Consider the following 19,336-nt stretch of genomic DNA (forward strand, 5'->3'; position numbering starts at 1 on the left):
CTACAACCCCTTGTTCAAGTAAAGTCCAACACCCGCGAGAATGATGCCCACGGCCCAGAAGGTAATGACAACGCGCCATTCGGACCAGCCGGTCAATTCAAAGTGATGGTGAATCGGACTCATTTTAAATATGCGCTTGCCTCTTGTTTTGAATGATGCGACCTGAAGGACGACGGACAGCATTTCGATGACGAACACGCCGCCGATCACGATGAAGAGCAGCTCGCTTTTGGTTACAATTGCAATTGCGCCGATCGCTCCGCCGATGCCAAGCGAGCCCGTGTCGCCCATGAATACTTTCGCCGGATGCGCATTGAACACAAGAAAGCCCAGCACCGCACCGATCATGGCCGCGGCACATACGGCAGCGGACAGCGATGTTGCCTGCATCGCCACAAGGGCAAAGGCACCAAAGGCAATGGCGCTGATGCCGGACAACAATCCGTCCACTCCGTCCGTGAAGTTGACGGCATTGGTGACGGCCAGCATCATGATGACGATAAACGGATAATAGAACCAGCCGCCCCAGTCAAAAGACCACGAGGTTCCCGGGACGTGAATCGCCGTGCTGTGACCGTTCTGGATGAGCAAAATGCACATGATCGCGGAAAAGAGCAGCTGGCCGACCAGCTTTTGGCGGGCCGTCAGCCCAAGCGAGCGTTTGAATACGATTTTGATGTAATCATCGAGAAATCCGATGAGGCCAAAGCCGAGAGTCGCGACTAGCAGCACGTAAAAATCCGTATTGATGACTGAAAATTTCAAGAAAGACAGCGTAAACGCCAAAATGATTACGATACCGCCCATCGTTGGCGTACCGGCCTTTTTCAAATGGCTTTGCGGTCCGTCATCACGTACCTGCTGCCCGAATTTCATCCGCCTCAGCAGCGGAATCAGCAGCGGAGCCGCAATGACCGCGAGAATAAAAGAAACGCCTATAGTAAGTAACAACAATTGGTAATCCATGGATTCACCCCCTCCGTATGTTTAGTTATGCAAGTCTTCCTTGACAAGAGCATCCACGATTTCTTCCATTTTCATTCCGCGCGAGGCTTTGATCAGTACGACATCCTTCGGATGCACCTGCCCTGCGAGGTGGGAAGCCAGTTCTTTTTTATCGGTGAAATGGTACACAGGAAGATCCGGCCGCTTGATTGATGCAGCTTTGGCTGCTTCTTCCGAAAGCGGGCCGTAGGTATACAGCATATCCACTTTGCCGCCAGCCGCATACTCCCCGACTTCCGCATGAAACTCAAGCTCCTTCGGACCAAGCTCCAGCATGTCCCCGAGCACCGCGACCTTCTGTGAATATCCTTTGAGGCTGTCCAGCACGTCAATCGCCGCCTTCACGGACAGCGGACTGGCATTGTATGCATCATTAAGCAGCGTAAGCCCGCTAGGTGCCGTAATCTGTTCAATGCGCATGCCCGTCATCTGCAGCCCTGAGATCCCTTCAACGATCTTGTCTTCGCTGACCCCGAAATGACTCGCTACAGCTAGCGCAGCCAGGCAATTGACCACGTTGTGCTGGCCAAGCAGCGGAAGCTCGAGCCCATGCTCCGGATGAAGATGCGAAGTGAACGTGATGCCGTTGCTGTGGAACATCATGCCTGTCGGATAATCATCGTTATGCTGTTGATCGATTCCGAAGGTAAATGTCTTCAACCCTTCCGGCTTTACCGTATCAGCCTCCTCGAGGACCAGCGGAATCAGCGGCTCATCACCGTGGTACACGAGCAAACCGCCGGGCTTCATCCCGCTGATGATTTCCAGCTTGGCACGGGCAATCTCATGCCTCGAACCGAGCTGCAGAAGGTGAGCTTCACCGATGTTGGTGATGACGGCCACTTCCGGATTCGCGATTGCCGAGAGGCTTTCGATCTCATGGCGTCCGCTCATCCCCATCTCCAGTACAGCAATTTCCGTATCCGACGGCATCTCTAGAATCGTCAGGGGAAGCCCGATGTGGTTATTGAAATTCCCCCCGGTTTTGTGCACCTTGAAAGTCGTCCCGAGCAGGGAATAGACCATATCCTTCGTTGTGGTTTTGCCATTGCTGCCGGTAATGCCGACGACGCGGCAGCCGACATCGGCTAAATAAGCTTTCGCCAGCGCCTGCAGCGCGGCAAGCGTATCTTCGACCACGATGACGGGTCCTTCCGGCGGAATGCCGCGGTCACGCTGCCACATAACGCCGCAGGCACCTCCCGCAAGCGCTGCTGCCGCAAAGGCATGGCCATCGAAGTTCTCCCCGACGAGCGGGATGAACAATCGGCCGCGAACCAGCTTGCGCGAGTCTGTAAAGACACCGTTCATTTGTATATCACGATCATGGTCATGCGTCAGGGTGCCCCCGCACATGACCGCAACTTCGCCCAGTTTCTTCGTAATCACTTGTCCATACCCCTTATCGCTTCTTTGGCCACAACCCGGTCATCAAAATCATGTTTGGTATGTCCGATGATTTGATAGGTTTCATGGCCTTTCCCCGCAATCAATACTACATCGTCCGGGCTTGCCATTTCAATAGCCTTTTGTATGGCCTCCCGCCGGTCCACAACGAGCTGGTATTTCTCCTGAGGCACCGCATCCTCTTGGAGTCCCGCTTCAATATCCTTCAGAATCAGATCGGGATTCTCTGTGCGCGGATTGTCAGAAGTAACCATCACGACGTCACTGTACTTCGCGGCAATCTTACCCATGATCGGCCGCTTGGTGCGGTCACGGTCGCCTCCGCAGCCGAAGACAGTGATCACGCGTCCCTTCGCAAACTCATTCACTGTTTTAAGTACGTTCTCCAAACCGTCCGGCGTGTGGGCATAATCCACGATCACCGCGAAAGGCTGACCTTCATCCACGGATTCAACGCGGCCGTCAACGCCCGGTACAGACTCGAGGCTTTGCTTGATGCCTTCGAGCTCCAAGCCTTCCAGCAGTCCCGCCGTGATAGCGGCCAAAGCATTGTAAACGTTGAATTTCCCTACCATCTTCAGCTGAATATCCGTGCTACCTTTGAATGTATCCACATGAAAATGAGTCCCCTGCGCCGTGATGGAAATTTCCGAAGCGCGGACGTCTGCCTTTTCATTCAAGCCGTATGTAATCACCTCAGCAGCAGTCACTTTGGCAAAATATTGCGACGCTTCATCATCGGAATTCAGCACGGCATATTTCCGCTGATTCTTCTGATGAGAGAATTTGTTGCCGAGCCGCGCGAAAAACAGCCCCTTTGCCGCCCTGTAATCTGCCATCGTTTTATGATAGTCCAGGTGATCCTGCGTCAGGTTCGTGAAGATTGCCGTGCGAAAATCCGTACCCTTGACGCGTCCTTGCTCCAGTGCATGGGAGGAAACCTCCATGATGCAGCACTGTACGCCGTTCGCAGACATATCATCCAGGGAACGCTGCAGCTCCAAAGCTTCCGGCGTTGTACCGGACATCGGGAACGTGCGGCCGCCATAACGCATCTGGATCGTTCCGATGAGGCCCGTATTTACCGCATGATCGTTCATCATTTTTTCGATCAGGTACGTGGTTGTCGTTTTGCCATTGGTGCCGGTTACGCCGATCATCTTCATATGGGAGCTCGGGGATCCGAAGAATGCATCCGCCATCACGGCCATCGCATAGCGACAGTCCTTGACAATGACCTGCGGAAGATCAATATCCAGCTGGCGTTCGGTGACAAGCGCCGCGGCTCCTTGTTCGGCAGCTTGTGCCGCGTAGTCATGTCCATCCACGGTATGCCCGGGCAAACAGATAAACAGGTCGCCCGGGGCTACTTTACGCGAGTCGGTTTGAAGACCGGTGATCGTGATATCCCCGCTTCCTGTGATTTGTGCAATTGTTAGTGTTGAAGCCAGTTCGTTCAGTTTCATAGCATATCCCTCGCTCTAATTCTATTATCGTCCATTGCTGCGATGATTAAGTCTTATTCGGGAGCCTTATTTTCCTCGCTCTTCCCTGTATCCTCGCCCATATAAATACGGATTGTCGCTCCCCGTTCCACGCGGCTTCCCGGTTTCGGAGCCTGGCTGACGACCGTATTGCCCGTGCCGGATTTCGCCAGCATAAAGTTCATGTTCAGATCCTCGTATAGATCCTGAACGGTTGCGCCAGTCAGATCGGGAACGGTTACGATCGGCGTGTCGCCGTATTTATAGACCTTGGGCAGCTGGTCCTTCCGCTGCGGCACGTTCAGAACCTGAAGGGAGTCTCTCAGAATATTCTGTACGATCGGAGCAGCAACGACGCCCCCGAACTGAATGCCTGCCGGATTATCGACGGCTGTGTATACCACGATTTGCGGATCGTCCGCCGGAGCGAAGGCGATGAAGGAAACGATGTGCTCCGTCGCAGAGTATCGTCCATTTACAACGATCTGGGCGGTACCCGTCTTGCCGCCTACGCGGTAGCCGTCAATAAAGGCCGGCCGACCAGTACCATTCGCCACCACGCTTTCCAGTGCCTCGCGCACCTGCTTGGAGGTCTCTTCCGAAATCACTTGTCTGACCAGCTGCGGTTTGTTTTCGCTGACGGTCTCACCCGTTTCGGGATTTACCCAGGCTTTGGCCACATACGGCTTAAACAGCTTGCCGCCGTTGATCGCAGCCGATACTGCAGCCACCTGCTGGATCGGGGTTACGGATACCCCCTGCCCGAAAGCGGTCGTCGCCAGCTCCACAGGACCTACCTGCGACAGCTTGAACAGAATTCCGTTCTCTTCCCCGTTCAGGTCAATGCCTGTCTTTGATCCGAATCCGAAATTGCGGATGTACTGAAAAAGACTATCCTTGCCCAGACGGTTGCCCAGCGTAACGAAGCCGGGATTGCAGGAATTTTCCACTACCTGCATGAAGGTCTCGCTGCCATGTCCGCCCCGCTTCCAGCATTTCAGGGTTGCTCCGCCGATTTTGATGTATCCCGGATCAAAAAACTGTTCGTTCTTTAGATCCACCTTTTTTTCCTGCAGCGCCGCGGCAAGCGTAATGATTTTGAAGGTCGAACCCGGCTCGTAAGTCATCCAGATCGGCAGATTCCGGTTGTAAACCTTGGGCTCGTACTCTTTATAATTGCCTGGTTCGTATCCGGGTCGGCTGGCCATCGCGTAGATTTCTCCCGTTTTGGGATTCATGGCGATAGACCAGGCACCTCTGGCCTGATATTGAACCATTGCTTGGTCGAGCTCGCGTTCCATGATGGACTGAATGGACTTGTCGATCGTCAGCTCCAGATTGAGCCCGTCCTTCGGAGCATCGTATTTCTCCGACGAACCCGGCATCAGGCGTCCCCCTGCATCCGACAGGTAGGAAATGCTGCCGTTGATGCCCTGAAGCATTTTGTCGTACCTTTGCTCCACCCCGGTCAACCCCTGATTGTCGATGCCGGTAAAGCCGAGAATGTGGCTTGCAAGATCCCCATAAGGATAATACCTCTTATTGTCCTCTGCAACAACGATACCCGGCAGATTTAAATCACGAATTTTCTGAGCAAGCTCCATCGTAATTTTGCGTCCACCGGGCTGAAGTTTCACGCTTGATTGCCTTTTTGTAACCGTCGCTTTGATTTTTTGCTCCGTCATTCCAAGGAGCGGCGCAAGCAACCTCGCCGTTTTGTCAGGATCCTTCACTTGAACAGGCACTGCCATAATCGTAGGGGAACTGATGTTATAAGCCAGCGCGGTACCGTTGCGATCCTGGATTTCTCCCCTCTTCGCTGTAGAGGGAATTTCCCTGCGCCAGTTCTCCTCCGCCTTGGCCGACAGCTCTGCTCCCTTGCCCAGCTGCACATACGCAAGCCTTACTATTATAGCAACAAACAGCAAGCAAAGTACGAGCAAGCTCGCCAGGAGTCTGCGTCTGCGCGTCACATTCGAAACCTTCACCCTTATTCCTCCCTGCGTATCCTAATATCATGACCGTTATTCCTATCATGATATTCGGGACAAACAGGGGCTAGAACAAGCTATTTATTGGTCGTTGTTTTTACCGTTGGTCCTGCCAGCGGCGGATTGACTGCCTTCGGAGGAGGTATCGTCCTCTCCCTTGTCTCCGGAGTCTCCGTCCGCCGCGTCCCCGTTCTGATCGTCAGCCCCGAGTTCGTTCGCAGGCTTTAAGGTCAGCTGGACGGTGCGTTTGCCGTCTTGATTCGTCACTTTCTGGCTTGAAACATACCCTTCGCCGCTGATGTTTACGGCTACCTTCATTAAGGTGAGCACATCCAGCGCATCCCGCAACGATTCACCCTTCAGGTCGGGAACCTCCATCGTCTTGTCCGTTTCGGTCAGCAGGTAAATCCGTTGGCCGGGACTCATCGGGGTTCCCTTTGCAGGAAACTGCTTGGTAATCGAAGACCCTTTGCCGATGGTGTCGAACGCGATGCCGGATTTCAGCAGCTGTTTTTCCGCATCCTTGACGGTTTTGTTGACCAGGTCCGGTGCGGGCGGACGGTTCTGCGCCTGGATGGGGCTGTTTTTGCCATCGGTTTCTTTCGCTTTATCCTTGTCGTCCTTCGTCACCGTTCGTGGCACGCCCATGTACTGAAGGGACTGCTCCACGATCTTTTTGAAGACCGGGGCGGTTGCCGTACCGCCGCCGACCGTGGCATTATCAGGCTGGTCCATAATGACCAGCACTGCAATCTTGGGATCGTTCACCGGAGCGTAACCGATAAACGACACGACGGATTTGGAGAAATCATACTTACCGTTGATTACCTTAACGGCAGTACCTGTTTTCCCTGCTACACGGTACCCGTCAATGTATGCCTTTCGGCCGGTACCTATAACTTGGTCCGCCACGACTTGCTCCAAGTACTCACCGGTTTCCTTGGCCGCTTCCGGAGAAATGACCTGCTTTTTGAAGCTAGGTTTAATTTCAGTCGTCACGCCGTTGTTCGGGTTGGTATATTCCTTGACGACGTGTGGAGTCATCAATTTGCCGCCATTCGCAATGGCGCCGATCGCGGCCAGCTGCTGAATCGGTGTCACTTCGACCCCGTGACCGTAGGTAGCGGTAGCTGTCTCGACGGGTCCCGGCAGATAGAGCTGCTTGGATATTTCTCCCGGAAGATCAATACCTGTTTTGTTGCTGAAGCCGAAATCGGTAATGTACCGGATTAACTTCTCTTTACCGAGAAGCTCCGTTCCCAGCTTGACAAAAGCCACGTTACTAGAGTGTTTCACCCCATCAAGATAAGAAATTCTCCCCCACCCGGATCTGTTGATATCATGCAAAGGTTGACGAGTGCCTTTAACGATGATGGACCCGGATTGGTACTTATCATTCGGATTAAACACCTTTTCCTGCACGGCCGCGGCCAGCGTCACGATCTTGAATGTAGATCCCGGTTCATACAGGGACTTCACCGCATGATTGACGAAGTTTCCGTAGTCCTCCTGCTTGACTTCATTGTATTTATTCGGATCAAACGTCGGCAAATTCGCCATTCCGAGTATTTCCATCGTTTTCGGATCGGCCGCGATGACTGTCATGCTGATCGGCTTATATTCGTCGTACGCCTCTTTCATGGCACTTTCGATATAATACTGGATCTTATCGTCGATCGTCAGCTTGTAATTCATACCATTGACAGCCGGCTCGTAAATCCCGTTGGAATTCGGGAGCTTGTCTCCTGCAGTGTCCGATTCATAGCGCAGGTGCCCGGGTGTGCCTTTTAAGTTGTCATCGAGATAAGCCTCAAGACCTGCGATTGCGTTCCCCTCGCGGTCCGTATATCCGAGCACATGGGCAGCCAAGGATCCGTTTGGATAATACCGTTTAGATTCTTTCAGCAGGCCTAGACCTGTCTCCTGAATCTTCTTTTTATTCTTAAACTGTTCCTTCAGCTGGTCATTCAGCTTGTCGACTTGCAGCTTTTTGGCTTCATCGATTTTCCAGCCCTCGTTGCGGACCTCAACGTTCTTGACGTATTCGCCCTTCTCGTCCTTCTTGTTGACAAGCGTTTTAAGCTTATCCACATCTTTACCGAGAATCTTATTCAAACCTTCGACAACCATTTCCTCTGTTCCGTTTGCATGAATAACACTCGGGTTGATGACTACGGTATATGCCGGCGCATTAAGGGCAAGCGGATCTCCATTGCGGTCGGAAATCGTTCCTCTCTCTGCTGGAATGTCCGATTCTTTGACCCATTTGGCGACTCCCTTCTCGTGCCAGGAATCTCCCTGAACAATTTGAAGGGCAAACATTCTGATCAGCAAAACAACAAATAGGAGGGTGATGAATCCTCCTAGAAGCAATGTGCGAAGTTTTATTCTTTTAATCATTTCCCAACCCTCACAAGCTCTCTATTTGTTTGCCGTTTCCGAACCAGCAGTCTTGTTGTCACTGCTCGAGGATACCTTAGTGCGCTCAACATTAATCGCAGGCTGATCCGTTGTATCAACGTATCCCATCTGCATCGCCTTATCGCGGATCCCGTTCTCGAGCTGCTGTTTCTGCACGGTCAGCCGGCTGATTTCCGACTTCGAAGTTTTGATGGCTCTTTCCACTTTCTGCGTTTGCTTGTTCAGTCCGTAAATGTTCGCATTCTGCCAGATGATCAGGCTCGCTACCATGACACATACCACGACAGTAAGCAGATACAATAGCTTCTCTTTGATCGGAAGATATGTACGGCGGGTAACCACCATCGTCTTCTCCCGGTACCCGGGATATGTGCGTTTTGCGGGCTGTTGTTGTTCTTTTACTGCCAAGTTACCACGGGTGTACGCCATGTTTTCTTCCCCTTCATCATAGTCTTACGCTTTAAAAGCATAGAATAGATCCATTCGTGATTTCAGTATCAAGCGTTATATTTTCTCCGCGACTCTCAGCTTCGCTGAGCGAGCGCGTGAGTTGTGAGCCAATTCCTCATCCCCTGCCACAATCGGCTTCCGGTTGACCAGCTTCAGCTCGCCTTTTCCTCCGCATACGCACATCGGAAAATCGGGAGGACAAGTGCATCTCCCAACGTAGCTGTTAAATATCTGCTTGCAGATCCGGTCCTCCAGCGAGTGGAAGGTAATGACGGAGACTCTTCCCCCCGGGGCCAAGCAGCGTACCGCTTGATGAAGGGCTTCCTCAAACGCGCCAAGTTCATCATTCACGGCGATTCGCAAAGCCTGAAAGCTTCTTTTGGCGGGATGACCACCGGTTCTCCGCGCTGCCGCGGGAATGCCTTCCTTAATAATATCGACCAGCTGGCCAGTGGTTTGTATAGGTCCCTGTGCCCGATGTTCGATAATGAATTTGGCAATCCGGCGGGAAAATTTCTCTTCTCCATACTGAAACAGCACGCGCGCAATTTCCTTCTCCGGCCATTCGTTGACGATATGCCATGCCGTGAGCTTAGACGATTGGTCCATGCGCATATCCAGCGGCGCATCATGATTATAGCTGAACCCTCGCTCTCCCTCATCGAACTGCGGCGACGAAACCCCAAGGTCGAACAAAATGCCATCCACTTGAGGGATGCCGTCTTTCATGGGAACCGATAATTCTTTCAGCTTCTCTTCCAAATCTCTAAAATTCGTTTTGACCAAGGAAACTTTGTCCGCGAACGGAGCCAGTGCTTCCTTGGCATTATTCAGCGCCCAATCATCCTGATCCAGCGCGATAAGTCTGCCATATTCTCCAAGCTTGGAAGCAATCAGGGAGCTATGCCCTGCACCGCCAAGCGTACAGTCGACATAAATGCCGTCTCGTTTAATGTGCAGCCCTTCTGTCGCTTCTTCTTTAAGCACCGTGATGTGATGAAACAAGCTGCAGCCCTCCTAGACTTATTACAATTCAAAATTAAAATCAACCAGCTTCTCAGCAATCTCGTTAAATGCTCCTTCAGACTGCTGAAAGTATGTCTCCCAAGTATCCTTGCTCCAGATCTCCACGCGATTAGATACACCCAGCACGACACATTCCTTGTCCAGCTTCGCGTATTGTCTGAGATTCCCCGGTAAATTTACCCTTCCCTGTTTGTCCCACTCGCATTCGGTCGCGCCCGAGAAAAAGAACCGGGTAAACGCGCGCGCATCCGACTTCATGAGGGGCAGCGACTTCAGCTTCTGCTCCAGGATGCTCCATTCATTCATCGGGTAAACGAAAAGACATTGGTCAAGTCCGCGGGTGATGACAAAGGATGAGCCAAGCAGCTCACGGAATTTGGCAGGAATGATCAAGCGGCCCTTATCGTCGATGCTGTGCTGAAACTCTCCCATAAACATTCGGCCACTCAACTCCTTAACCCTAAATCCCCACTTTGCACCACTTTCCACCACTTAAGGATACTAGATTCGCCACCCAAAATCAAAATCCTTCCTGCCGTTTGCGATTTTTTGGATATTGTTAACAGGCAGTTTGGCACATGACAGCACGAAACCCCTTGATCCAAGAGGAATCAAGGGGTTCTTCGGCGAGAAATAACCGTCCAAAAATTACCGTCTATTCATGTCCTGTCCAGCTGTCCAAATATTCGATCTGTTCGCGGCTCAAAGCATCAATCTGAATGCCAAGGCTTTCCAGCTTGTAGCGTGCTACCTGCTGATCAATTTCCAGGGGTACGTTCAACACCTTGCTGCCGATCGTTTCATAGTTGTCGTTGACGTATTTCAGGGACATGGCCTGCAGCGCAAACGTCATATCCATAATCTCCGCCGGATGTCCGTCGCCTGCTCCCAAGTTGACAAGACGTCCTTCGGCGAGAAGATATACCTTGCGGCCGTCTTTCAGCGCATACTCCTCGATGTTGCGGCGAACAGTGCGGATGGAAGCCGCGCGGCTTCCCAGCTCTACCTTGTTCACCTCGACATCAAAGTGACCGGCGTTGCACAGAATCGCTCCATCCTTCATGACATCGAAATGCTCGCCCGTAATGACGTCGCGGTTGCCTGTAACGGTGACGAAGAAATCGCCATGTTTCGCGGCCTCGATCATCGGCATGACTTCGAAGCCGTCCATGTGAGCCTCCACGGCGCGGATCGGGTCCACTTCCGTCACGATGACTTTCGCGCCAAGACCTTTGGCACGCATCGCAACCCCTTTGCCGCACCAGCCATAACCGACGACAACGGCGGTTTTCCCTGCCACGACCAGGTTCGTCGTACGGTTTACCGCATCCCATACCGACTGCCCGGTGCCATAACGGTTATCGAACAAATACTTGCAATACGCATCGTTGACGGCGACCATCGGCAGCTTGAGCAGGCCTTCCTTTTCCAGCGCCTTCAGGCGAATGATGCCTGTCGTCGTTTCTTCCGCACCGCCGCGGATCGTTTCCAGCAGATCGGGACGCTCCGAATGAAGAATGGTCACCAGATCCCCGCCGTCATCGATAATCAGGTCCGGTTTGGTTTCCAAAGCCCGGATCAGGAACTCCTTGTATTCTGCAGGGTCCGGATTGTACTTCGCGAGAACCGTCACGCCGTCTTCCACAAGCGCTGCGCACACATCGTCCTGGGTCGAGAGGGGATTACTGCCGGTGATGGTGACTTCGGCTCCCCCTGCCTGCACGACCTTGGCCAAGTAAGCAGTCTTCGCTTCCAGGTGAAGCGAAATGGTTACTTTCAGGCCTTTAAAGGGCTGCTCTGCTTCAAACTGCTTGCGGATCTGGTTCAGAACGGGCATATGCGCCTCAACCCAATCAATTTTGAGATGTCCTTCCGGAGCCAACGCCATGTCTTTGACGACGCTATTTTTTAAAGACAAAGTACTCATCAAAACCCTCCATTTCATCGTCTGCGTTACATTTCGATAATTTGATGTTCGGCTGTGTAGCGTGTACAGCTTCCGAGGATATCGCGAATCCAGCCAAACCCGTAACGGTTTATATAGTAGAAAACATTATAAACCCTTTCCTGCGGTTTGCCCATCGGGAACAAAGACACGACGATCTGATCCCACTGCCGGAGCGCGGCCTCATGCTGCTTTTCCAGCGCCTGCTTTGTTTTCCGTTCCAAATAAGAGATCTGCTCCAGGATTTTGTCCCTGTTCTTCTCGCCCAACGGAATCAGGCCGTGCTGTATCGTCCCCAGCTCCCGGATCAGAGGCTCATACAGCTTTTCAAAAGCGCTGCGCGTCTCTTCGAACCTCGGTTCGATATGAAGATCTGCCTGGGCGTTCAGCCAGCTTTGGCGGGCATCGTCGAAACGGTGCTGCACATCCTGGAAGGAAAGCCCGAAATGCTGCATGTATTTGCGCAGCGTTCCGTTCACCAGGGTAAAGGACATCCGTGGAAGCAGAATCGGCATATGGAGGCCGAGAACGGGGAACGCATCCTTGGTAATCGCCCAGTACGATATCTCGCCCTGTCCGAGCACGGAACAGAGCACCGGCAGGAGCGAATCCTGCATCAGCGGCCGGGTCAGCACGTTGTTGCTGAAACGTTCCGGATGGCTCTGCAGCTCCTCCAGCAACTCTTCGCGGCTGAAGCTAACGATGCCTTTCCGGTCTGTAAAGCTCCCGTTTTGCTTCTGCAGCAGCAGCCGGTTGCCCTCATAAATATAGAACAGATTCGCACCGTCCGCCGTCACGTCCGCCTGCAGCGGATAACCTTTGCCCGTAATCCGTGAAGCGGCATCCTGATAAGTCCGGCCGAGCTCTTCATTTTGCTTGATGATGCGTTCAAAGACGGGTACCTCAAGCCGGCGCAGGGCCGGATCGGCCGAATCCAGCAAAATCAGTCCCAGCTCACCGAAGAGCCGTCCCATCAGCTTGGCAAAGGCATCGCTCAAATTACCCGATTGTTCGGCAGCCTGATGCATCAAGCGCAAAATCTCGGGCTTGTGCTCGCTATCCGGCAAGAGCGAAGCAAGTTGATCCATCGACTGCTTCCACTGCTCGGCTGTGACCTGGATATCGCTCACGGGGCCTCTTGGACCTGGTATTGCATCCATTTTGATTTTGGAAACCTTCAGCTCGGGAGTCATCACATAGGTATGGTTGACCTCATCCCAGTCATGGTCCTCGCCGGCGATCCAGAATACGGGCACGACCGGCTGCTGGAGCTTCTCCTCTGCTTCCTTGGCCGCCAGAACAATGGTCAGCGCCTTATAGACGACAAGCAGCGAACCGGTAAACAATCCGCTTTGCTGACCGCCAACGACCGCAAGCGTACCGTTCTGCGCGAGCAGATCGAGCGAGTTATGTACCTCTTTGTAGTCGTTATGCTTGCTATTATATTGTCTCAGACAATCTACCAGCGCCGTTCTGTCCACGCGGGTTCCTTCCGATTCCTTGAGCCACGCCGCGCGGCTGCGCCAGGAATCCTCGCGGCGGAAATCCTCGCCGTACAAATCCTCGACTTGCGAGAAACGGTTTATATAATCATCTGCAAGAGCGGAGCCGCTCTTCAGCGAATCTGAAACTACATTCATGAGGTCTGCCTCCTATTTTTGTACCTGTTTCCAATTCGGTTCCATCCACTTAAAAATCTTTCTTGATTGTAACTAAAGATACCTTCGCCGTCAAAGTGAAACAGGCAATCGAGATATGCATGCGGTCAAATGCTTCAAAATCAGTTACAGTTTTATAATTATAACTCTTCACGTATCAGTATGCCATGCCAAAACGAAAAAAACCGCCGGATGAACCGGCGGTCACTTCTTGCGGATTATGCATAAGGGGCGGCAACCCAATGCCCCGGAGAGACTTCGACCAATCTCGTGTCTTCCTGCACGATCGCGTTCCCATCCTTCGCCGAATGAATCGGGCCGGACAGCTCGTCATTCATGACAATCCGCTTCTTGTTCTCCTCGATTTCCGGATCCGGAATCGGGATTGCCGAAAGCAGCGTCTTTGTATAGGGATGAATCGGATTGGCATACAGCTCTTCGCTGTCCGCAAGCTCGACCATTTTCCCTAGGTACATCACCGCAACGCGGTCGCTGATATGCTTGACCATGGAGAGGTCATGGGCAATGAAAAGATACGTAAGTCCGAGCCGATTCTGCAGATCCTTCAGCAGGTTGACCACCTGAGCCTGAATGGAAACGTCGAGCGCAGAAATCGGTTCGTCGCAAATAATGAATTTGGGATTTACGGCAAGCGCCCGGGCAATGCCGATCCGCTGACGCTGTCCCCCTGAGAATTCATGCGGGTACCGCGTGGCATGGTCCGGATTCAAGCCGACCATGTCCAGCAGCTCCTCAATGCGTTTTTTCCGTTCTTTGCGGCTGCCTGCCAGCTTATGAATGTCCAGTGCCTCGCCGATGATGTCCGAAACGGTAAAGCGCGGATTCAGGGACGCATACGGATCCTGGAAAATCATCTGCATGTCGCGGCGCATCTCTTTCATCTTGCCCGGCGACAGCTTGTAAATATCGGTTCCGTTAAAACGGACGCTGCCTGCCGTAGGCTCGTACAGCCGGAGTATCGTTCGTCCCGCGGTCGACTTGCCGCACCCGGACTCGCCGACCATACCCAGCGTCTCGCCTTCGCGGATATAAAAATTGATGTCGTCCACGGCTTTGACGATTTTACCGCCGCCTACATTAAAGTACTTCTTCAGTCCTTCGACTTCGATCAAATGGTTCTCTTTCATGACGAATGCGCCTCCTTCGCCATCTCATGCAGGTTCCAGCAGCGGGCCATATGGGTGTCGCTGAATTCCGTGGAGCCTGGATTGATGCGTTCGCATACTTTCATTGCTTCGTCGCAGCGTGCACAGAATGCGCAGCCGATCGGCGGCTTGATCAGATCCGGCGGCGTACCGATGATCGGGATGAGCGGCTCGTCCTTCTTCTGGTCCAGACGCGGCATCGAACGAAGCAGACCTTTGGTATACGGATGCTGCGGATTTTTGAAGATTTCCCATTTCGTTCCGGTTTCCACCACTTCGCCCGCATACATAACGATGACGCGGTCGCACATGCCTGCCACGACGCCCAGGTCATGGGTAATCAAGATAATGGAGGTGCCGAATTTCTTTTGCATATCCTTCATGACGTCCATGATTTGAGCCTGGATCGTCACGTCAAGCGCCGTCGTCGGTTCGTCGGCAATGAGGAGTGCCGGGTTGCAGGCGAGCGCAATGGCGATCATGACCCGCTGGCGCATACCGCCGGAGAACTCATGCGGATATTGTCCAAAGCGCTCCTCCGGATTTTTGATTCCGACAAGCTTCAGCATTTCGATGCCGCGGTCTTTCGCTTCGGCCTTTGACAGCTTCTGGTGCTTGATCAGCACTTCCGTAATCTGTTTGCCTACCTTAATGGTAGGATTGAGGGAAGTCATCGGATCCTGGAAGATCATGCCGATATCTTTACCGCGGATATGTTCCATGTCTTTATTTGATTTTTTCAGAATATCCTGCCCCTGAAAAATAATCTCGCCGCTTTTGATTTGGGATGGCGGCGACGGAATGAGGCGCATGATCGTTTGCGCGGTAACGCTCTTGCCGCTGCCGGATTCGCCTACAATCGCTACCGTCTCCCCTTTTCCTATTTCAAAGTTCATGCCACGAACGGCTTGCACCTCACCGCCCTTCACTTTAAAGGAAACTTGCAGGTCTTTTACTTGTAAAATCGGTTCCATGATCTCACCTCCTGTTATTTCAATTTCGGATCGAGCGCATCGCGGAGGCCATCACCGAAAATATTAAATGCAAGCATAGTCAAACTGATCAGAATGGCCGGGAACAGCATCCGCCAAGGATAATACATCCAGCCCGTCAGCGCATCGTTGATCATCGATCCGAGCGAAGCCACCGGAGCTTGGACGCCGAGACCCAGGAAGCTCAGGAACGCTTCCGAGAAAATCGCGTTTGGCACGGACAGCGTCAAGGTAACGATGATCGGTCCCACGGCGTTCGGAAGCAAGTGCCGGAACAGCAGGCGGTTCGAGCCTGCGCCCATGGAGCGGGAGGCCAGCACATATTCCCTGTTCTTCAGCTGCATGATTTCACCGCGGACGATCCACGACATATTGATCCAGCCCGTAATCGTCAAGGCCAAAATGATGGTCCCGATGCTCGGTTCAAACACGACCAGCAGCAGAATGGTAACCAGCATATAAGGAATGGAGTACAAAATCTCCGAAAATTTATTCATGAATGCATCCACGCGGCCCCCGAAGAAGCCCATGATGCCGCCGTAGATGACACCGATCATCAGATCGATGAGCGCTGCGGCAAGACCGACGGTCAGCGAGATGCGGGCACCCATCCAGGTACGCACGAACATGTCGCGGCCAAGATCGTCGGTTCCGAACCAGTGGTCTTTGGAAGGCGCCTGGTTCGTGTTCAGCAGATCATTGGAGTAATAGTTGAACTTGGAAATCCAAGGGCCGATAATCGCAGCCAGAATAATAAGGATAAGGACAACCATACTGGCCATAGCCATTTTATTTTTGCGAAGACGCTGCCAAGCATCTCTCCAAGCTGAAAGGCTTTCACGTTGAATGACTTCAGCTTGCTTTTCATCGACGCCTATTTTGCGGAAGTCCTCGGGCGATAGCTCTACATTGTTGCCAGGCAAAGTTGTATCTGTTACTGCCATCGTTAGCCCTCCTTCCCGCCGGTTAATTTAATGCGCGGATCAACCAGCACATAAACGATATCAGTAATGAAGCGTGCCAGCATGAGCAGTACGCCGTAGAAAATTGTTACGCCCATGATCATCGTGTAGTCACGGTTCGTAATACATTCAACGAACACTTTACCTATCCCGCCGATACCAAAGATCTGTTCGATAACGACAGAGCCGGTAATGATATTGGCCGTCATCGGACCAATATAGGTGACAACAGGTAAAATGCCGTTGCGAATGACGTGCTTGAACATAATCGTGAACCAGTTCAAGCCTTTCGCTTTGGCTGTCTTGATGTAATCCGCGTGTAGCACTTCAAGCATGCTGGAGCGGGTCAGACGTGCGATAAAGGCAATCGGTTGCGCAGACAAGGCTGCGACAGGCAAAACATAGTCAAGCGGGCCGTCAAAGCCCATAACGTGGAACCATCCGAGCTTCTCGCCGAAAATAAACTGAATCAGAGAAGCCAGCACGAAGCTCGGGACTGCAATGCCAAGTACAGCAAGAATCATGGCTACGTTATCAATCAATTTCCTATGATAGAGAGCCGCGAGCATTCCAAGAAGAATACCGATGATGACCGAAATCACGATTGCGAACAATCCGAGCTTCAGGGAAGCCGAGAAGGTATCCAGAATAATTCCTGTCACTTCCTGGTTTTGGTGTTTCATCGATATGCCAAAGTCACCGGTTGCAATATCGCCAAGATATTTAAAATACTGCTGGTAGACCGGTTTATCGAGTCCGTACTGTTCCATAAGACGGGCTTGTATTTCAGGCGGAACCTTTTTCTCGGACATAAAAGGATCCCCAGGTATGGCTTTCATCAGAAAAAATGTGGCTGATATCAGAATAAGCAAAGACACCAGCATGTAAATGAACTTGTTGGCTACGTAACGAACCATGCCCGATTACCCTCCCCGCTGCTATTTTTCTACAATATTCGACATAATTCGATTTTAAAGAATCCAGGGCAGCTTTGTCCAATCTATTTATTACTAACTAAAGAAATATCTACCACAAGGATTAAGAGATGCAAAAAAAACGGGATATATATGGAATGTCCACATATATATCCCGAATTACTTATCCAAATCTACACTAGCGGCTTACTCAAAATATGCGCGTGTAAAGTCAACCGCACCAGCATAATCAATAGATACACCTTTAAGGTTAGGTTTGATCAGTGCTACGTTGGTGTAATAGTAAATCGGCATCAGCACTTGTTGATCCTTGATCAAAAGCGTTTCGGCTTTCGTGAAGTCTTCCATCCGCTTGTTGTTGTCAGCAGAAGAATAAGCATCATTGACCAAAGCGTCGTACTCTTTATTCTTGAAGCCTACATCGTTGTTACCACTCTTCGAAGTCCAAAGATCGAAGAAAGTCATCGGATCGTTATAGTCCGGGCTCCAGCCTGCACGAGCGATCTGATAGTTCAAGCTTCTGCGGTTTTTGAGGAATACTCCCCATTCCTGGTTCTCGGTTTTCACGTCGACTCCCAGGTTTCTCTTCCACATATCGGCTACAGCAAGAGCGATTTTCTTATGCTTGTCGCTGGAATTGTAGATCAGGGTAACAGCAGGGAGCGTTGTATATCCCTCTTCTTTCATGCCTTCTTGCAGAAGCTGCTTAGCTTCATCCAAGTTTTCTGTGAAGAAATCATCTTTGTGTTCCGTACGGAATTCTTCTTTCGCACCTGAAATTCCGGGTGGAACGAATCCGAATGCAGGTTTTTCTTCACTTTGCGTTACTTTATCAACGATATCTTGACGGCTGATCGCCATGGCGAATGCCTTACGGATTTTTTCGTTGTCAAACGGCTTAGCAGTTACGTTAAATTGGTAGTAATAAATACCGCCAATCGGTTTCAAGTTCAGCTCGTCCTTCAGCTCTTTTTTGACAGCCGGCATTTGGTCGGTAGGAATTTCACCGTTCGGCATACCTGCATAATCGAGCTGGCCCGCTTTGTAGCTGGACAATTCGGTAGCACCGCTGTTGGACAGCGACATCGTGATTTTGTTCAGCTTGATGTCCTTGTTATCCCAATAGTTCGCATTCTTCGTTACTTCGATTTTTTGGCCTGTTGTCCAAGTCGTCAAAGAGAACGGTCCATTGGTAATCATCGTTTTCGGATCAGCCGCCCATTTCTGGTTGTCTTTCACCGATTGATGGACCGGGAAGAACGTATAGAACGAAGTCAAGCTCAGGAAATACGGCGTAGGATTGTTCAGCGTAACTTCCAATGTGTTGTCATCCGTTGCTTTAACGCCTACCGTTGAGAAATCAGTGGTTTTTTTGCTGTTGTATGCTTCTGCGCCCTTAACATAGAACAATTGGTACGCATAAGGAGGGGCTGGTGTCGTGCTCGGGTCGAGAACCCGTTGCCATGCAAAGACGAAGTCTTTTGCCGTTAAAGGATCACCGTTGCTCCATTTCGCATCTTTGCGGAGGTGGAAAACATATTTCAGTCCGTCAGAAGAAATATCCCATTTTTCTGCAACACCCGGAACTGGTTTACTGTTTTCATCCAAGCGGACCAGACCTTCATACATCATGTTCAGAACAGTATGAGCCTGGCTGTCTTGCGCTTGCGCCGGATCAAACGTTGGCGGTTCAGCGCTGAGGTTGATGTGCAGCACTTGATCTTTGGTGGCGGCAGCGTTTTCCTTGGAGCCGCTTCCACCCTCATTCTTCGAGCCGCAGCCCGCAAGAACGGTTCCCACTACAAGGATCATCGTTAGTAGGGTTAATAGTGTTTTCCTTCTCATGATGTAATCCCCCTAAGGTTATTTGAGTATATGTTTAGTGATTATACAA

General features: G+C 51.7%; 15 protein-coding genes. All 15 read right to left on the bottom strand.

All coding sequences use genetic code 11. From position 1 onward, the window contains the following. Window positions 1–966, bottom strand: coding sequence for a phospho-N-acetylmuramoyl-pentapeptide-transferase (gene mraY / locus ACTHPM_RS10170; protein WP_440395046.1), 966 nt, complete (start codon window positions 964–966; stop codon window positions 1–3). A 21-nt stretch (window positions 967–987) separates the two neighbouring features. Next, the gene (locus ACTHPM_RS10175) at window positions 988–2,394 is read right to left on the bottom strand and encodes a UDP-N-acetylmuramoyl-tripeptide--D-alanyl-D-alanine ligase (RefSeq protein ID WP_440395047.1); all 1,407 of its coding nucleotides are present in this window, start codon (window positions 2,392–2,394) and stop codon (window positions 988–990) included. Beyond that, complete coding sequence (locus tag ACTHPM_RS10180; RefSeq protein ID WP_440395048.1) at window positions 2,391–3,878, bottom strand: UDP-N-acetylmuramoyl-L-alanyl-D-glutamate--2,6-diaminopimelate ligase; 1,488 nt, start codon at window positions 3,876–3,878, stop codon at window positions 2,391–2,393. Before ACTHPM_RS10180 ends, ACTHPM_RS10175 begins: the two co-directional genes overlap by 4 nt. A gap of 53 nt (window positions 3,879–3,931) precedes the next feature. Beyond that, the gene (locus ACTHPM_RS10185; protein WP_440395049.1) at window positions 3,932–5,884 is read right to left on the bottom strand and encodes a stage V sporulation protein D; all 1,953 of its coding nucleotides are present in this window, start codon (window positions 5,882–5,884) and stop codon (window positions 3,932–3,934) included. Window positions 5,885–5,968: 84 nt separating this feature from the next. Continuing rightward, complete coding sequence (locus ACTHPM_RS10190; protein ID WP_440395050.1) at window positions 5,969–8,287, bottom strand: penicillin-binding transpeptidase domain-containing protein; 2,319 nt, start codon at window positions 8,285–8,287, stop codon at window positions 5,969–5,971. 21 nt (window positions 8,288–8,308) lie between these two features. After that, window positions 8,309–8,716 carry a hypothetical protein gene (locus ACTHPM_RS10195; protein WP_440395051.1) on the bottom strand — a complete coding sequence of 136 codons (408 nt, stop codon included), beginning with the start codon at window positions 8,714–8,716 and terminating at the stop codon, window positions 8,309–8,311. A gap of 96 nt (window positions 8,717–8,812) precedes the next feature. Next, window positions 8,813–9,763: a 16S rRNA (cytosine(1402)-N(4))-methyltransferase RsmH gene (gene rsmH / locus ACTHPM_RS10200; protein WP_440395052.1), complete on the bottom strand. Its 951-nt coding sequence runs from the start codon at window positions 9,761–9,763 to the stop codon at window positions 8,813–8,815. A gap of 21 nt (window positions 9,764–9,784) precedes the next feature. After that, window positions 9,785–10,222 carry a division/cell wall cluster transcriptional repressor MraZ gene (mraZ, locus tag ACTHPM_RS10205; RefSeq protein ID WP_127601682.1) on the bottom strand — a complete coding sequence of 146 codons (438 nt, stop codon included), beginning with the start codon at window positions 10,220–10,222 and terminating at the stop codon, window positions 9,785–9,787. 217 nt (window positions 10,223–10,439) lie between these two features. Beyond that, window positions 10,440–11,711, bottom strand: a complete 1,272-nt coding sequence (locus tag ACTHPM_RS10210) for an adenosylhomocysteinase (protein ID WP_440395053.1) — start codon at window positions 11,709–11,711, stop codon at window positions 10,440–10,442. A gap of 26 nt (window positions 11,712–11,737) precedes the next feature. Further along, the gene (gene bshC / locus ACTHPM_RS10215) at window positions 11,738–13,369 is read right to left on the bottom strand and encodes a bacillithiol biosynthesis cysteine-adding enzyme BshC (RefSeq protein WP_440395054.1); all 1,632 of its coding nucleotides are present in this window, start codon (window positions 13,367–13,369) and stop codon (window positions 11,738–11,740) included. A gap of 236 nt (window positions 13,370–13,605) precedes the next feature. Beyond that, window positions 13,606–14,535: an ABC transporter ATP-binding protein gene (locus tag ACTHPM_RS10220; protein WP_440395055.1), complete on the bottom strand. Its 930-nt coding sequence runs from the start codon at window positions 14,533–14,535 to the stop codon at window positions 13,606–13,608. Further along, window positions 14,532–15,527 carry an ABC transporter ATP-binding protein gene (locus ACTHPM_RS10225; RefSeq protein ID WP_440395056.1) on the bottom strand — a complete coding sequence of 332 codons (996 nt, stop codon included), beginning with the start codon at window positions 15,525–15,527 and terminating at the stop codon, window positions 14,532–14,534. Before ACTHPM_RS10225 ends, ACTHPM_RS10220 begins: the two co-directional genes overlap by 4 nt. Window positions 15,528–15,541: 14 nt before the next feature. Next, window positions 15,542–16,489 (bottom strand): ABC transporter permease, encoded by a 948-nt coding sequence (locus ACTHPM_RS10230; RefSeq protein ID WP_440395057.1) that lies wholly within the window; start codon window positions 16,487–16,489, stop codon window positions 15,542–15,544. Window positions 16,490–16,491: 2 nt separating this feature from the next. Further along, window positions 16,492–17,424 (bottom strand): ABC transporter permease, encoded by a 933-nt coding sequence (locus tag ACTHPM_RS10235; RefSeq protein ID WP_440395058.1) that lies wholly within the window; start codon window positions 17,422–17,424, stop codon window positions 16,492–16,494. 204 nt (window positions 17,425–17,628) lie between these two features. After that, window positions 17,629–19,287: a peptide ABC transporter substrate-binding protein gene (locus ACTHPM_RS10240; protein WP_440395059.1), complete on the bottom strand. Its 1,659-nt coding sequence runs from the start codon at window positions 19,285–19,287 to the stop codon at window positions 17,629–17,631. Window positions 19,288–19,336 lie beyond the last annotated feature (49 nt).

It is taken from the genome of Paenibacillus sp. SAFN-054 (assembly GCF_051966755.1).
Lineage (GTDB): Bacteria > Bacillota > Bacilli > Paenibacillales > Paenibacillaceae > Paenibacillus_AQ.

Excerpts from the sequence above, each read along its gene's own strand:
- bshC (WP_440395054.1), bottom strand. The coding sequence starts at position 13,369 with ATGAATGTAGTTTCAGATTCGCTGAAGAGCGGCTCCGCTCTTGCAGAT.
- ACTHPM_RS10210 (WP_440395053.1), bottom strand. The coding sequence starts at position 11,711 with ATGAGTACTTTGTCTTTAAAAAATAGCGTCGTCAAAGACATGGCGTTG.
- ACTHPM_RS10230 (WP_440395057.1), bottom strand. The coding sequence starts at position 16,489 with ATGGCAGTAACAGATACAACTTTGCCTGGCAACAATGTAGAGCTATCG.
- ACTHPM_RS10220 (WP_440395055.1), bottom strand. The coding sequence starts at position 14,535 with ATGAAAGAGAACCATTTGATCGAAGTCGAAGGACTGAAGAAGTACTTT.
- mraY (WP_440395046.1), bottom strand. The coding sequence starts at position 966 with ATGGATTACCAATTGTTGTTACTTACTATAGGCGTTTCTTTTATTCTC.
- ACTHPM_RS10180 (WP_440395048.1), bottom strand. The coding sequence starts at position 3,878 with ATGAAACTGAACGAACTGGCTTCAACACTAACAATTGCACAAATCACA.
- ACTHPM_RS10190 (WP_440395050.1), bottom strand. The coding sequence starts at position 8,287 with ATGATTAAAAGAATAAAACTTCGCACATTGCTTCTAGGAGGATTCATC.
- ACTHPM_RS10225 (WP_440395056.1), bottom strand. The coding sequence starts at position 15,527 with ATGGAACCGATTTTACAAGTAAAAGACCTGCAAGTTTCCTTTAAAGTG.
- ACTHPM_RS10235 (WP_440395058.1), bottom strand. The coding sequence starts at position 17,424 with ATGGTTCGTTACGTAGCCAACAAGTTCATTTACATGCTGGTGTCTTTG.
- mraZ (WP_127601682.1), bottom strand. The coding sequence starts at position 10,222 with ATGTTTATGGGAGAGTTTCAGCACAGCATCGACGATAAGGGCCGCTTG.
- ACTHPM_RS10240 (WP_440395059.1), bottom strand. The coding sequence starts at position 19,287 with ATGAGAAGGAAAACACTATTAACCCTACTAACGATGATCCTTGTAGTG.